Origin of the sequence: Rossellomorea vietnamensis (assembly GCF_001305855.1) — a bacterium.
Lineage (GTDB): Bacteria > Bacillota > Bacilli > Bacillales > Bacillaceae_B > Rossellomorea > Rossellomorea vietnamensis_A.
Genome location: NZ_LIXZ01000016.1, coordinates 39,056 through 54,029, shown reverse-complemented (window position 1 = coordinate 54,029; position 14,974 = coordinate 39,056). Strand labels below are relative to the sequence as shown.

Here is a 14,974-nt window from a genome sequence, read left to right as displayed (position 1 = left end):
ACCTCTTAATTACGTCTACTTTCAACAAATGCCTTATTAAAATCAGCATAATCCTGTTTATCTTGGATGGGGCTCACATAATCTAGTTTTCTATTATTATAAGTAAAGTGGTCACGAATCCAAGTGAAATCCTTATCGTTATTGCTCACTAATGTTGCATTATGTATGAAAGCGGAAGCGGCAATGATTGCATCAGGGGCTTTAATACTCTTTTGTTGCTGTATGTCCGCTCTCGCTTTTCTTCTTATTTTTGCTGCTAAGTGCATTTCACTTTTTGAAACATCATACATTTCATCAGCCATTTCAATATATCGTTCACGATTGGCTTTTATGGTCGGATCGATTTCAATCTCCCAAAAGGACATAATCTCCATTTCCACAAGGGATGTCATAATCATTACCCGATCATCGTCGATGAGTTGTGAGATAAATTCCACCACATCCTGGTAACCCATTTCATCTGCTGCGTATATGTTGGTATCAATTAATACTTTATCCAAAGATTAATCCTCCCAATCTTCACGGTTTGCAATACTTAAAGATTCTTTGACACCTTCTTTAGTGAAAAGTTTTGCACTACCCGCCACTTGTTTATGAAGGACTTTCTTTTCTTCTTTGGTGAGTTTTTTCTTTACTCTAGGTTCCACACTAATCCTCTCCTTTGGAGTGATTACTACAGTGGGTATCCGTTTATTTTCAAATTGGGAAGGGTCTACTTGCTGCCTGTCTAATTGTTTCCTTAAAGCTGGATTGCTCTGTAAGATTGATCTTCCTATTTCCAAAGCGAGCCTATTGTCTCTCTGTCTATTTGGTTGTGGTCTTGGTTGCGGATGTGGTTGAGTCGTTGCTCTTCCTGATTTATATTCCATTTTTCATCCCCACCTTTTTAGTAGCATTTACGTATATTATACCATAGAAAGGCTCTCTTTATTATCTATTCAATATACGACCCAGGGGTACCAGGAGTGAAGCAGGGAGACGCTTCCGATGTATAACGGAAACCGCCCCTGCGCTTCCCCATGCTTCCCCATCACTCCACTTCAACCACCACACACCCATAAAACCCTCCATCCTCTATCTTCTGATTCGCCTCCGCTATCTCATCCAGCGTATACGTCTCGGCAATCCGATGCTGCAGCCGATCATTTTTAAGTGCCTCCGTAATATCCTCAATCGCCGCCTGCTTCGCGCTTTCCGGCATGGCATATACAATGATCATGCGGAGGGTTAAGTCCATAAACATCATGTCTCTGAAAGGCAATGTGGGTTCTGGAACAACGGTTGAGGAGTAGGTCGCAATAACTCCACCGATACGGATCAGCTCCAGTACCCTGGGGAGATTTGCGCCAAATTCAACATCAATCACCCGGTCGACTTTCACTCCACCCGTCATCTCAAGCACCTCATCGACCATTCCATCACTACGATGATCGACGACATAATCCGCTCCTGTCTCGACACAGTGCTGTCGTGCAGCCTCGTTACTCGCTGTCGCAATCACCTTTGCGCCTCCCTGCTTTGCCCATTGAATCGCGTAATGACCAACCCGGCCGGCACCGCCTGTGATCAACAGCCATTGCCCCTCTACGGGACCATCAGAGAAGACACTTCGATGTGCGGTCATGGCGGGAATCCCCAAACAGGCACCCTCCACAAAGCTCGTGTTTTCCGGGAGAGGAACGGCACGGTTACTTTCAATGGATACGTACTCTGCAGCCGTGCCGTGGAGACGACCATACTGTGCCTGGTACACCCAGACCCGTTCGCCGATGCGTGAATGAGGAACCCCTGCACCTACCGCATCAATGATTCCTGCGCCGTCACTATTCGGGGTGACAGAACCTTTATCAAGTAAATCAGGTAATGACCCAAGTCGCTTCTTCGTGTCAGATGGATTGACTCCCGACGTGTGCATACGGATCAGCACTTCCCCGTGTGATGGGGCCGGCTTATCCACTTCCCCAATCTGTAGAACCTCCGATGCTGAACCAAACTCACTAAACCATGCTGCTTTCATACAAAAACATCCTCCTTTATTAGAAGCATAGGGACGGTTCTCATGCTTCCTTTTTCACCAATGAAAAGAATCACTATGCTTCTGATTCCCTTAATATCCCCCCTCACAAACATCTGATGCTTCCACCATTCATCTCCCTGCAACCGAGCCAGGGGACCTGTGCCCATGGCTCTTAACAGAAAAAATAGAGCGGGAACCGTCCCCACTCTACTCCAACAGCATATCAATATGCGGAATCCCATCATCCAGATAGGTTTCCGTTATCGCCCTGAATCCAAATGATCCATAGAACTCCCGTAAATATTCCTGAGCCTGAATCTTCACCGGTTGTTCCCCCCACTCATCATGAATGAAAGCCAATCCTCTTTTCACTAACTCGCTTGCGAACCCTTTGCGACGATGTTCTTCCTTCACGAGAACTCTCCCGATGGACGGTTCGTTGTATGAAACACCCGCAGGTAAGAGCCGTGCATAAGCAACTACCTCACCGTTTTCTTCCTTATAAAGATGGTGGGCGTGCAGATCTTTCCCATCGACTTCCAGGTAGGCGCATTCCTGTTCTACGACAAAGATCTGGGTCCTTACGTGTAAAATTTCGTATAGCTCGTGGGTTGATAGTTCATTAAAGCTCTTTACCTTCCAGCTCATGATATGGGACACCTCTGTTGTATAGTTTTTTTATTTGAGAAAGCCACCGGGACAGGTATCTCGGCCTTTTTTTATTATTGTACCATGGAAGCATAGGGACGGTTCTGGTGCTTCCTTTTTGGTCAAGAGTTAACCGGGGACGGATCGATGATGGGATTATCTATTTATGTACTCATTAAAAAAGATCCATTGGGATAAACTATTTACGACCAATTACTGGAGGTATTTAAATGGATATCCGCCATCACCACACTAAGATTAGTGCATCAGAACTCGCAAACCTTTGGACACAATATGTGAATGATAGCTTAGCACGCTGTATGTTTCGTCATTTCCTTCATCATGTTCAGGATCCAGATATCACTCAGGTGCTTGAATATGCCTTTGAACTTACGGAACGACACCTTCAAAAGGTGGAAGAATTTCTAACATCAGAAGGGTATCCGGTACCAAAAGGGTTTACAGATAAAGATGTTACCGTTGATGCTCCTCCTTTATTTACAGATACCTATATCATTGTGTATCTACATATCATGGCTATTCACGGACTCACTAGATATGCTGGCGCAATCGGCAATGTCATTCGGGAAGATCAAAGGAAATATTTCATCGGGGTCATGACGGAAACGTTGGAATTGTATGATAGATCTACTAAAGTCCTTACACATAAAGGTATTATTAGCAAACCACCTAGTTTTAATAATCACCAAAAAGTTGAGTTTATAAAAAAACAAAATTTCCTAACTGGTTGGTTAGGAAAACGCAGACCGATAAGTGCAGTAGAGATAAGCGGTACCTTTCTGAATTTGCAGAAAACAATGGTGAAAACAGTCCTTGAATTAGGTTTCAGTCAAGTGGCGAAATCCAGAGAAGTCCGGAATTATATGGAACGGGCCAGGCAGCTCTGTAACGACCACTACAAAGTATTATCTTCTATGTTAACGGAAGATAATTTACATGTTCCGAGGACATTTGAAACAGAGGTGACTGATTCAACAACTCCTCCTTTTTCAGACAAACTAATGTTATTTCATATAACTGCATTACTCTCTTCTGCCATTGGTTATTACGGTGAGGCAATGTCGATAAGCCAACGAAGGGATTTGGCGGCAAGTTACGCTAAAATGATTGCAGAAGTTGGACTGTTAGCTGAAGATGGCATGAATCTACTAATTGAAAATGAGTGGATGGAACAGCCCCCTCTGGCAACCGATCATAGTGACTTGGCAAAAAACAAATGATGGATAGAGATGAAAACAAAAGATAAAATCATTGAGAGCATATTATGGAGTATAGCCCTGCCTGGATTTTCACAATTATTAAATGGACGGCTTATCAAAGGAATTCTCTTTATTGGATTGGAATTCGTGATTAACGCGATGGCCAACTTTAATGAAATCATCCGCTTGAGTTTCATCGGAAATATAGAGGGTGCAGTATCACATACAAACTATCAGTGGCTTATGTTTTATCCCTGCTTATACTTCTTCGCGATGTGGGATGCCTTTAAAGACGCAGGCGGGGGAGAAAAACCTTATTCCTATCTTCCATTCGTCAGTTCCGCATTTCTTGTGACAGTCGGAATTATGTACTCAGCACAAGCGAAAATCTTCGGAATACTATTGGGATCAGTGTGGTTTCCCATGTTCTGTGTCATTCCTGGATTAATAATTGGATTCTCTTTAAAAATACTATTAAACAAAGCAAAGATAGATTGAGAAGGAAGCATGGGGACGGTTCTCGTGCTTCCTTTTTGAGCAAAGCGGAGCAATAGAACCGTCCCTGTGCTTCCTAGTTACCCTTCAATTCCTGAAGCTCATTAACCGTGACAAATGTATATCCCTGATTTGATAATGATTGTATGATCCCTTCCAGAACTCTCATTTCCTCACCCGTTTTGTCATACATGGCGTGCATTAAAATAATGGAACCCGGTGTAACATTGTCGTTCACATATTCAATTTGATCCTCAGCATCCGTATAGAAGGTATCCGGTTCGATATTCCACATAATCGTGTCTCGATTATGCTTAGATAAATAATAAGGCAGTCCCATAATCTTTTTCCCGTTTGGCGGGCGAAAGTCAATTTCTCCTGTATAACTTGCTTTCCGAATGAGATCGTCTGTTTTTTCAATTTCTTCTTTAATGAACGACGGTGATTTCAAAATCATTCGGTGATGAGAATACGTATGGTTTCCGATCTGATGACCTTCATTTACTAGTTTCTCTGCTTCTTCAGGATTCTCTTCCATTTCATTCCCGATCAAAAAGAACGTGGCTTTAATATCATACTTTTTTAACAATGGGATGATGTCATCCACATTCTTTGTTGGGCCGTCATCAAACGTTAAAGCCACCACTTTTTGATCGGTTTCCACTTTTTCTGTCAGCCCTCCGAATAATTGAAACGTTCTTGCATTCATCAATTTAAACGCACCGAATAATAAGAAGAAAATGATTAAAATGGCCGTGAAAATAAATAGGAGTTTCTTTTTCATCCGTTTTCGATTCCCCTTTTTAATTTTGTTACTGCAGTTTCAAACTTGCCTCTTTTAGTGTAAGTGAATTTCTTCGTATGAAGCATAGGGACGGTTCTTTTGCTTCCTTTTTACCAAGGTGAAGCATGAGAATCCCCTCCTCTATCATACTTCAAAATAATAGCTTCAAAAAAGCCCCACTCCCAAACCTGGAGTGAAGCTCATTCTACCTTATCCGAAAAGCTAATCATTCAAAATGGGGGAAAACATAAACAAAGGTATCTGGAATAACCATGATTCTTGTTTTACCCCTTTACCCAACTCCCCCACAAACAACTTCTCCCTCCCAATGCTTCATCATATAAAAAATGCCATCCTTCATTATCTAAGAGGATGGCATTAACTATGTATAGGGTATTAACGGGAACTAGGCTGCCTGCTTACTATTAATTTAAATGAGCCTCACTCACTCCAAAATAATGGTTTAATCTCTTTCTATACCAAATAATTTCTTAATAAAATAGATTTGTCCTTCCCCTTAACCAACCTTATAGCAGTAACTACTACATTTTACTCTCCATACACAATCCATTTTAATATTGATCAAACCCCTGAGTAAGACATAAATCCACCATCCACAGGAACAGTTATTCCCGTTACAAATCCAGAGGTTTCCTCATCAACGAGCCATAGAAGTGTACCTAATAAGTCTTCTGGTTTACCGAATCTTCGCATGGGGGTATGGGAAATGATTTTGTCTGACCTATCTGTTAGGCTGCCATCTTCATGTGTTAATAAAGACTTATTTTGCTCCGTCAAAAAGAAACCGGGAGCAATGGCGTTGATTCTAATACCGGAGTCAGCCATGTGAACAGCAAGCCATTTGGTAAAGTTGTCGATTGCTGCTTTGGCTGCGCTATAGGCGGGTACCTTCGTCATAGGTGAGGGTGAACTCATGGACGACATATTAATGACGACTGCCCCTTTACGATTCATCATGTTCTTGGCAAATACCTGAGTAGGGATGAGTGTCCCAAGAATATTCAAATCAAAAACAAATCCAAAACCTTCTTGAGATAGGTCAAAGAAGGACGTCACATCCCTTTTTTCAAGATCTTCCATGTTTAATGTTTCGGTAGAAGTTGTACCCTTGGGATGGTTTCCTCCTGCACCATTGATTAGGATGTCACAGGTCCCCAATTGTTCCGTAATCACTTTTTCGGCTTGCCTTACATTTTCCACATTAAGTACATCACAGGAGACCGAGATTGCTTCTCCACCAGCGTCCCTAATTTCGTTGGCAACCTCTTCTCCTTTTTCTGCCGATCGATTCAGGATGGCTACCTTCACGCCTTGGCGCGCCAGTTCCTTGGCCATCGAACTGCAAAGAACCCCGCTTCCTCCAGTAACGACTGCAACTTTCCCCTTCAGGTTTTCATGCTGTGGAAGCATTAGGCATTCCTCCCGGCGCGTTCTAGTGAATCCCATATTCCCCAGAGGTACATGATTCCCAATCCTCGGTCATAAAGTCCATAGCCAGGTCTGCACTCTTCTCCCCAGATATGTCTTCCATGATCTGGTCTTGCATAACCCGTAAAGCCTTTTTCATGGTAAGCTTTCATGATTTCCAGTATATCGACAGAGCCATCCCTTGATCGATGGGAAGTCTCAATGAAATCACCATTCTCATATACCTTTACATTTCGAATATGAGCAAACGGGATTCGATCTGAGAACTCCCTGACCATATCGGCTACCCGATTATCGGGATTAGCCCCAAGGGACCCACTGCAGAGTGTCACTCCATTGGAAGGACTATCGACAAGTGAAAGGACTCTTCTAATGTTTTCTTTATTGGTGATGATCCTTGGCAATCCAAATATGGAGAAAGGGGGATCATCAGGGTGTATGCCCATTTTAATGTTGTGTTCTTCAGCAACCGGAATGATTTCTTTCAAGAAATATTCAAGGTTGTGGAATAAATCCTCTTCTGTTACGTTTTGATACGCTTCAAACAATTCTTTCAGCTTCGACAATCTTTCCGGTTCCCAGCCGGGCATGGTGAAAGAAGAGTTCTTTGAAATCTTATCTACCAACTCGAATGGATCCATATCCTCCACTTTTACCTTCTCGAAAAATAATGCAGTCGATCCGTCTTCCATTTCCTTGAACAATTCAGTTCTTGTCCAATCAAAGACAGGCATGAAATTGTAGCAGATTACTTTAACACCAGCAGCTGCCAGTTTTTTGATCGTTCTCTTATAGTTTTCAATGTAGGTATCACGGGAAGACAAACCTAGTTTAATATCTTCATGGACGTTTACACTTTCTACCACATCAATATTCAGCCCATTTCTTTCTGCTTGGTTCTTTACTTCTTCAATTCTCTCCTGTGGCCATTCCTCTCCTGCGGGAACATCATGCAATGCCCAGACAATTCCTTCAACCCCGGGAATTTGTTTGATGTGTGCAAGAGAAATGCTGTCATTTCCTTCTCCATACCATCTAAATGTCATTTTCATTGATCGAACCCCCTATTCCTATGTATATAATTTTGTTTTTCTTGCTTCTCTCACAATCTCACAATATTGTTTTGCCAGTTTTGTCACCTCATCATAGTTTCCCAGAGACGCGGGTTTTGTGAGGTCACTTCCGATTCCGATAGCTACTGCCCCGTTATTGATCCACTCTGTTGCATTTTGCAAGTTCACTCCACCAGTAGGCATCACAGACACCTGCGGAAGTGGACCTTTAATGGATTTGATGATTGAAGGTGTGTACGTATTGCCTGGAAACAGTTTTACTACATCCGCCCCATATTCCATCGCTGTTTTCATTTCGGTGATGGTCATGCATCCTGGCATATAAGGAACACCATAACGATTGCACAGTTTGGCAGTTTCCCGATCAAAGCAGGGACTTACAATATATTCAGCTCCAGCTAAAATAGCAATTCTTGCTGTTTCACTATCAAGGACGCTTCCTGCTCCAAGGATGAGCTCTTCGGGTCTGAAGGTTTCTTTCAGGGAACGAATCACCTCTTCTGCTCCCGGTACTGTAAAAGTAACTTCAATGGCACTTATCCCGCCTTGGATACAAGCACTCGATATTCTTTCTGCATCGCTTTTATTTTCTGCACGCACAACGGCTACTACTCCAGACTCAAGCATTCGGTTTAATATATCGATTTTTTTAATCATAGTTTGTTACGTAATATGACGTAACTTCCCCTCCTTCATTTGAGTCTTTTTTTACTATTCGAATGAAATGACCACTTTCCTGACTTCCTGGGGAGAAGTCTCTATTAACTGAATCGCTTCATGGATATGTTCCAGTGGAAATACATGAGTGACCATTCCGTCGGTGTCCAGTGTCTTGTCATTAAACATTTCAATGACCCCCGGGAATTGATCCGTTTGCAGTCTGGAGCCTGTGATCGTGACTTCCTTTTTAGTAATGGGTAGCTGTTTGATTTGTGACGGCCTTTCATCAAATCCGAGGACTACCACCCTGCCCGCTGCTGATGCCACTTCAATTGCCTGTTCAAACGTTTGTGGCAGACATACCGCATCGATGACGACATTTGCACCTTCCTGCTTTGTGATATCCATAACTTCTTCTGCAACATTCGTCCGGGAGGCATCAATCGTATAATCCGCCCCCCAGTCCTTTGCAAATCCAAGCCGGTTCTCATTTAAATCACTGATGATCACGGTGGCCCCTTTCGTTTTAGCGACTTTCAGGCAACAAAGTCCGATTGGTCCTGCCCCCATAATAAAGACAGTATCCCCTGAGCGGACATCACCCCGCCAGTTGGCCTGTGCGCCGATCGTGAACGGTTCGACCAGGACGGACTCTTTCCAGTCCAGCTCATCGTTCACTTTATGAACCAGCTTTTGCGGCATCACCATATATTCCTGCATACCACCGTCTCGGTGGACGCCGTAAACTTCCAAGTTACTGCACACATTTCCTCTACCTGTCCGGCACGCATAGCAATGTCCACATGACTCAATGGGCTCTATGACGACTTTATCTCCTACCGATAATCCATCTACTCCTTCACCGACTGCCTCTACTTCACCCGTTACTTCGTGCCCGATGACTCTCGGTAAAGTGGCAAGGGGATTCGTACCGTGATAGATGTGGATATCAGAACCACATATCCCGACCATTTTCACTTTAATCAGCACTTCCTCTTTCGCTGTGATGACCGGTTTATCTTTTTCCACAATGTTCAGTTGGTGTGGTCCGGTGACTTGAACGGCTTTCATCGATTAGCAACTCCCTTTCATGTAAAGACTGATTTCTCTACTTAAATAAACTTGGTAAGAACAGAGTGATTTGAGGAACGAAGGCGACCAGCAACAATACGACGAGACTTGCCCCTAAGAATGGCAGAAGCGCCTTGGATGTTTTCCCGATAGATACCTTTCCGATACTGGAGGCAACGAATAGGCACACACCAACGGGCGGCGTCGATAGTCCGATGACCAGATTCAGCACCATCATCACCCCGAAATGAACCGGGTCCATTCCAACACTTGAAGCGACCGGTAACAATACTGGGAATAAAATGACTAACGCTGCGATTGTTTCCATGAACGTCCCTACAAACAACAGGAGTAAGTTGATTAATAAAATGACGATAATCGGATTCTCTGAAATTCCCAGAATTCCATCCGCTACAAGAATCGGAATCTGCTCACTGACCAGGATCCAGCCGAACAGATTGGCAAATCCTACGAGAAACATAATGGATGCTGTGCTGACCATCGAATCTAATAGAATCTTAGGGAGATCCTTCAGCTTAAGCTCTTTATAGACGAACATTCCGACAACCAACGCATACACAACGGCTACAATCGATGCTTCTGTCGGGGTGAAGTAGCCGCCAAGAATTCCGAACAAAATGACCAGTGTCATGAGCAATGCCCAGAAAGCACCTGTGAACGATTTAGCGATTACACGGATGGGCTGTCGTTTTCCTTTTGGGTATTTCCGTTTCACGGAAATAACATATGTAACGGCCATTAAACTAAGTCCAAGAAGGACCCCTGGAACGGCGCCCGCCAAGAAGAGATCTCCGATTGACACGCTTGCAAGTGTCCCTACAATGATCATAGGGAGAGACGGCGGGATGATTGGTCCCACTGTAGATGATGACGATGTAACGGCTGCAGAAAAGTCGGCATCATAACCCTCTTTTTTCATAGCTGGAATCATTACAGCCCCGATACTTGCAGTATCAGCTAAGGCTGTACCCGAGATGCCGGCAAATCCCATGGAAGACCCTACATTCGCTAAGCCTAGCCCACCTCTGATGTGACCGACGAAATTATTGGTAAAGCCGATAATCCGCTCCGTGATTCCCCCTGCATTCATTAAGTTACCTGCCAAGATAAACCCAGGTATACATAACAATACGAAAGAATTCAGCCCTGCAAACATTTTCTGTGGGACGATGGAAAGAGGAATGTCTGCCATAAGCAGATAAATGATCGAGGAGATCCCCAAGCTGAAAGCGATGGGAACACTAATAAAAATTAAGATTAAAAATGAAATAAATAGAATGACTGCTAACATCAGCTTTCACTCCTTTCCTTAGGACTGATGAATACGTTAATAACGTGAAAGATGGCATAAATCGCGATAAAAACGAAAGAAATCGCGATGCTCGCATGGATGACCGACATATCTACGGCCATCGTGGCAGAAGTCTGCCCTTTTCCTACTTCGATGAATGTATACCCGTGATAGGCAATGACGAAGGAAAGAACGACAACGACTAAGTAAATGAATGCTTCGTAATATTCTTGTACTTTTTGAGGCAATAATCCCGTTAAGATATCGACACTGATGAATTCTTTATTTTTCAGGGCAAGTGGTGCCCCAAAGGAAATCGAATAGATAAACAGGAATCTGGTCAACTCTTCTGTCCAAACAGCTGTGTATGGCAAGTAACGGGAAAGGATTTGTATCAGCACTACGACAATCACACCAAGAAACGATAGGATCGTGGCTGCTTCCAGCGTCCTTGTAAGGATATTTGTCCCTTTCACTCATCCCCACTCCTTTCTTAAAAGAAGGCATATGCTTCACATCGAACGTTTCACATATGCCTCTTATGTTTATTCTACTGCTAATATTTCTTCATATAATTCGTACTGTTCGTCCGTTAAGCTCTCTTTGATGGCCGGTTTCATCGCTTCACGGAAGGCATCTTGATCGACTTCATTGAATTTCATGCCTTCATCCTTCAGCTTCTGCTCATATTCTTTGATTTCTTTGTCAAAGAGATCTTCACCGAACACTTGAGCTTCCTTGGCAGCCTCTTTAACAGCTTTTTTATTTTCATCACTTAAAGCTTCGAATTGCTTGTTTCCAACTAGGATGTAAATCCAGGAATACACATGTTCTGTTTCATTTACATATTTTTGCACTTCATACAATCCACCGCTGTGAATAAGGTCGACAGGATTTTCTTGGCCGTCGATTACATTTTGCTGCAATCCTGTGAATACTTCATTAAAGTCCATGACTTGTGGCTTGGCCCCTGCCGCTTTCCATGCATCCAGGAACAATGGAACATTCGGAACACGCATGCTGAATCCTTTAAGATCCTCAGGTGTGCTGATCGGCTTATTGGATGTTAAATTCCGAGGTGCACGAGTATGGTAATACAAGGGCGTTAAGCCTACCTTTTCTTTGATTTCTTCTTCAATCTCCTTACCGATGTCCCCTTCCACCACTTTTTGTAAGTGATCCGCATCTCTGAACGCATATGGAACCGCCATTAAAGCAGCCTTTGGAGACCAGTTCGCCATTGTTTCCCCTGAAATGACCAGATCGGCCGTTCCAGCTTTGATGCTATTGATCGTATCTGTTTCCCCGCCTAATTGATTACTTGGATATACAGTGATTTCAATCTGTCCGTCGGTCTTTTCTTTCACTAAATCTGCGAACTCCAAAGCTGTTTTATGCCAAATATGATTTTCATCCGCCAAATGTCCAAATTTCCACTTAATTTTTTTCTCTCCGCCGCTTCCTGAAGATGATTCAGACCCACAAGCTGAAAGTAGCAAGATGATTGCAGTAAACATGGCCATCCATTTAAGTTTTTTCATTTTCTTTTCCCCCTTGTATTTGATTTCCGCCGTGAACATACACGTAAAAGAGTTATTTCTTCCCCTGGAAATTCCCCTCTCTTGAATCACTCCTTTCAAGAATATCGACTCATTATTCTGACCGTAAGTAGTGATAAACGGTTTCTGGAATGGGAACTCCTTCTTCCAGATGCTTTTCTTCCAACAGCTGTTCAGGTTCTCCCGGCACGAATACCTGCTTGAATCCTTCTGCCGGTTTGACCTGATGAATTTCCTCAATCATCCCGTCTATTCCATTTAAGAAATCTTCTTCATTTGTAAAAAAGGAGGGATTGATGGCACTAACATAGTGACCTAGTTTCCTATATTTGTTGTAGTCACCATACATTTTCGAAATATGTGGTCCAAAGGCTGCTCCGGCTAATAATCCTGAGAAGATGTCGACCACCATTCCTAGTCCGTACCCTTTTGGCCCTGCAAAAGGGGTTAAAGCGTTTACTTTATGGGGATCTGTGGTAGAGTTTCCATCTTCATCGACTCCCCATCCGTCTGGGATGGGTGTCCCCGCTTCCCTTGCATAAAGGATTTTCCCGAGAGCAACGTTACTTGTAGCCATATCTAAAATGATCGGTTTATGGTGTTTTGCAGGGAATCCATATGCGATGGGATTCGTCCCCAGAAAGGGCTCTGCCCCGCCAAAGGGCACCACGATCTTATCTGTATGCGTCATGGCTACACCAATCAGTCCTTGCTGTGCTGCCTGTTGGACAAAATAAGATAATGCCCCACAATGGCTGCTGTTTGTGACCGTGATCATGGCGATTCCGTTCTGCTTTGCCAGTTTAATAGCTTCTTCCATCGCGTTCTTTGCTACTACATGACCGAGGCCGTCATCCCCGTTATAGATACCTGAACAAGGACCGGTCTGTTCAAAGGAGAAGGCCGGGTTCTTATTCAGTCCACCCTCATCCAGCCGTCTGACATAGTGTTCCGTCCTTAATACACCGTGGGAACGGACACCCCTGAGATCTGCATGTACCAGGACATCGGCAACTGTTTCTGCCTGTTGTAAAGAAAGCCCGGCACCAACAAGTTTAGCTCCTGCCAATTCCTTCAGTTCCTCATGTGATACGTTTACTTCTCCCATTATCCTCACCACCATTTTGTAGAATAAAATACCCCTTGCTATTCCATATTCGCATGCCTTTTTAACAGATCATGATGACGATTCTTCCCTTCTAAAAGGGCAAGGATGATGGCATCCATCAGCAGATGAGCGCTTTGGTCGAATTGGCTTCCAAGGGGTTGGATGGTGGCAGGCTCTTCCTCCCTGCGGTGTTTCGTAGCTGCCGGTATCACCAGTGTTCCATCCGTCCATAACCCATGTTGTGCAGAAGCTGTCATTAAAAAGGTATAAGCATCTGTTTCTTTCGCCTTAGTGAAATGATTGGCAAGAGAAGTCGACGTACCCGATGCACTGATCCCGATCAGGAGGTCACCTTTCTCGATACTCGGTGTAACCGTCTCACCAATGACGTACACATTGTATCCACAGTGCATGAGTCTCATGGCAAATGCCTTCCCCATTAACCCCGAACGTCCTTCTCCATAAAGAAAAATGCGTCTTGCACCGTTGATCTTCTTCACAAGATCCTCCGTTTCTTCTATATCAATCGCATGCAGCACGAGTGAATTCTCCTGAAGGACCGTTTCAATCAGCTTCTTCATCATCCATCAAGCTCCCCTTTCATCAGCGGTCGATAAACTCTTTCTCCCCAAGTTGAATACGTACATCCTCAAGATAAGGGAGACCTTCATTATCCCCTGAAACACTGACCACCATAGAGCCGATTGTATTGGCAAACCTCAGGATCTTCTCCAACGGCCATCCCTGCAGGACACCATATAGAAAGCCTGCATCGAAGCCATCACCCGCTCCTACAGTGTCCACCACTTTTCTGGGGGGGACAGGATCTGAATGGATGAATTCACCCTTGTGGTATCCAACAGAACCTTCAGCTCCTTTTTTCAAAGCAATATAGGAAATGCCGAATAGCTTCGACTTTTCAATGATTTCCTTCTCGTCTCTAGTATCAAACAGTAGTTCAGCCTCCTCTACGCCCGTCAGTAAAATATCTACAAAAGGAAGGAATTCTGATAATACTTCTTTCGCCCTTTGTTTGCTCCACAATTTCAACCGGATATTCGGATCGAAGGAGACGAGGACTCCATTCCGCTTCGCCAATGTGATGGCATGCTTAATGACGTCAACATTCTTTTCATCGATTGCTGGAAAAACACCTGTTATATGTAACACTTTCGAATGGGCAATATAGGACTCTTCCAGACTATCAGGCGTCAGCGTCAGCGTAGGGGAATTCAGCCTGTAGTAGAACGTCCTGCCCGCTCCATCTTCCAGTACTTCTTTGAAATTGACCGAGGTCGGATATCCTTCCACCAACTTCAGCTGGGAAGTATCGATCCCTTCTCCCCTTACAAAGTGCTGGATGTAGCGGCCAAATTCATCGTTCCCCAATCGGCTGATCCACCCCGTATCCAGCCCCAGCCTTGCACAGCCGATGGCGACGTTCAATTCCGCTCCCCCTACATTTCGTTCAAATGAATGAACAAACCGCATCGGTCCTTTTGATGTCGGATTCATTGTAATCATGGCGTCACCAATGGTAATGACCTCTTTCATAGTGTCAACCCCCTCTTTCGTGAT

The 14,974-nt window shown here is 43.8% G+C and carries 17 protein-coding genes; 2 read left to right on the top strand and 15 right to left on the bottom strand.

All coding sequences use genetic code 11. The features are described from left to right. Positions 1–5 precede the first annotated feature (5 nt). From AM506_RS17230 to AM506_RS17210, 4 genes are all read right to left on the bottom strand, one after another. On the bottom strand, positions 6–500 hold the full coding sequence (locus AM506_RS17230) for a PIN domain-containing protein (protein ID WP_235576143.1): 495 nt from the start codon (positions 498–500) through the stop codon (positions 6–8). A gap of 3 nt (positions 501–503) precedes the next feature. Beyond that, the gene (locus AM506_RS23180) at positions 504–869 is read right to left on the bottom strand and encodes a hypothetical protein (protein WP_235576142.1); all 366 of its coding nucleotides are present in this window, start codon (positions 867–869) and stop codon (positions 504–506) included. Positions 870–1,030: 161 nt separating this feature from the next. Beyond that, positions 1,031–2,017: an NADPH:quinone reductase gene (locus AM506_RS17220; RefSeq protein ID WP_060673730.1), complete on the bottom strand. Its 987-nt coding sequence runs from the start codon at positions 2,015–2,017 to the stop codon at positions 1,031–1,033. Positions 2,018–2,224: 207 nt separating this feature from the next. Further along, complete coding sequence (locus AM506_RS17210) at positions 2,225–2,665, bottom strand: GNAT family N-acetyltransferase (protein ID WP_060673726.1); 441 nt, start codon at positions 2,663–2,665, stop codon at positions 2,225–2,227. A 230-nt stretch (positions 2,666–2,895) separates the two neighbouring features. On the opposite strand from AM506_RS17210, the gene AM506_RS17205 reads away from it, so the two are divergent. Both AM506_RS17205 and AM506_RS17200 read left to right on the top strand, forming a co-directional pair. Continuing rightward, on the top strand, positions 2,896–3,906 hold the full coding sequence (locus AM506_RS17205) for a DUF3231 family protein (RefSeq protein WP_060673724.1): 1,011 nt from the start codon (positions 2,896–2,898) through the stop codon (positions 3,904–3,906). Between the two features lie 9 nt (positions 3,907–3,915). Beyond that, a complete protein-coding gene (locus tag AM506_RS17200) occupies positions 3,916–4,383 on the top strand; it encodes a hypothetical protein (RefSeq protein WP_060673722.1) in 468 nt (155 codons plus the stop codon). Between the two features lie 73 nt (positions 4,384–4,456). Here the strand turns inward: AM506_RS17200 and AM506_RS17195 are convergent, their stop codons facing one another. The 11 genes from AM506_RS17195 to AM506_RS17145 form a co-directional block, all read right to left on the bottom strand. Further along, positions 4,457–5,164, bottom strand: a complete 708-nt coding sequence (locus AM506_RS17195; RefSeq protein WP_060673720.1) for a polysaccharide deacetylase family protein — start codon at positions 5,162–5,164, stop codon at positions 4,457–4,459. A gap of 582 nt (positions 5,165–5,746) precedes the next feature. Then, positions 5,747–6,595, bottom strand: coding sequence for an SDR family oxidoreductase (locus AM506_RS17190; protein WP_060673719.1), 849 nt, complete (start codon positions 6,593–6,595; stop codon positions 5,747–5,749). Next, entirely contained in the window at positions 6,595–7,665 is a 1,071-nt protein-coding gene (uxuA, locus tag AM506_RS17185) for a mannonate dehydratase (protein ID WP_060673716.1), read from the bottom strand. The genes AM506_RS17190 and uxuA overlap by 1 nt, the downstream gene beginning before the upstream one ends. Before the next feature lie 18 nt (positions 7,666–7,683). Then, positions 7,684–8,343: a bifunctional 4-hydroxy-2-oxoglutarate aldolase/2-dehydro-3-deoxy-phosphogluconate aldolase gene (locus tag AM506_RS17180; protein WP_060673714.1), complete on the bottom strand. Its 660-nt coding sequence runs from the start codon at positions 8,341–8,343 to the stop codon at positions 7,684–7,686. A 54-nt stretch (positions 8,344–8,397) separates the two neighbouring features. Continuing rightward, positions 8,398–9,417 (bottom strand): zinc-binding alcohol dehydrogenase family protein, encoded by a 1,020-nt coding sequence (locus tag AM506_RS17175; protein WP_060673712.1) that lies wholly within the window; start codon positions 9,415–9,417, stop codon positions 8,398–8,400. A gap of 37 nt (positions 9,418–9,454) precedes the next feature. Beyond that, a complete protein-coding gene (locus AM506_RS17170; RefSeq protein WP_060673711.1) occupies positions 9,455–10,729 on the bottom strand; it encodes a TRAP transporter large permease in 1,275 nt (424 codons plus the stop codon). Continuing rightward, entirely contained in the window at positions 10,729–11,205 is a 477-nt protein-coding gene (locus AM506_RS17165) for a TRAP transporter small permease (RefSeq protein WP_060673709.1), read from the bottom strand. The genes AM506_RS17170 and AM506_RS17165 overlap by 1 nt, the downstream gene beginning before the upstream one ends. Before the next feature lie 69 nt (positions 11,206–11,274). Next, a complete protein-coding gene (locus AM506_RS17160) occupies positions 11,275–12,270 on the bottom strand; it encodes a TRAP transporter substrate-binding protein (protein WP_060673801.1) in 996 nt (331 codons plus the stop codon). Positions 12,271–12,382: 112 nt separating this feature from the next. After that, on the bottom strand, positions 12,383–13,396 hold the full coding sequence (gene allD / locus AM506_RS17155; RefSeq protein WP_060673708.1) for an ureidoglycolate dehydrogenase: 1,014 nt from the start codon (positions 13,394–13,396) through the stop codon (positions 12,383–12,385). Positions 13,397–13,434: 38 nt separating this feature from the next. Then, the gene (hxlB, locus tag AM506_RS17150; protein ID WP_235576141.1) at positions 13,435–13,980 is read right to left on the bottom strand and encodes a 6-phospho-3-hexuloisomerase; all 546 of its coding nucleotides are present in this window, start codon (positions 13,978–13,980) and stop codon (positions 13,435–13,437) included. A 19-nt stretch (positions 13,981–13,999) separates the two neighbouring features. Continuing rightward, a complete protein-coding gene (locus tag AM506_RS17145; RefSeq protein WP_060673705.1) occupies positions 14,000–14,950 on the bottom strand; it encodes a sugar kinase in 951 nt (316 codons plus the stop codon). Positions 14,951–14,974 lie beyond the last annotated feature (24 nt).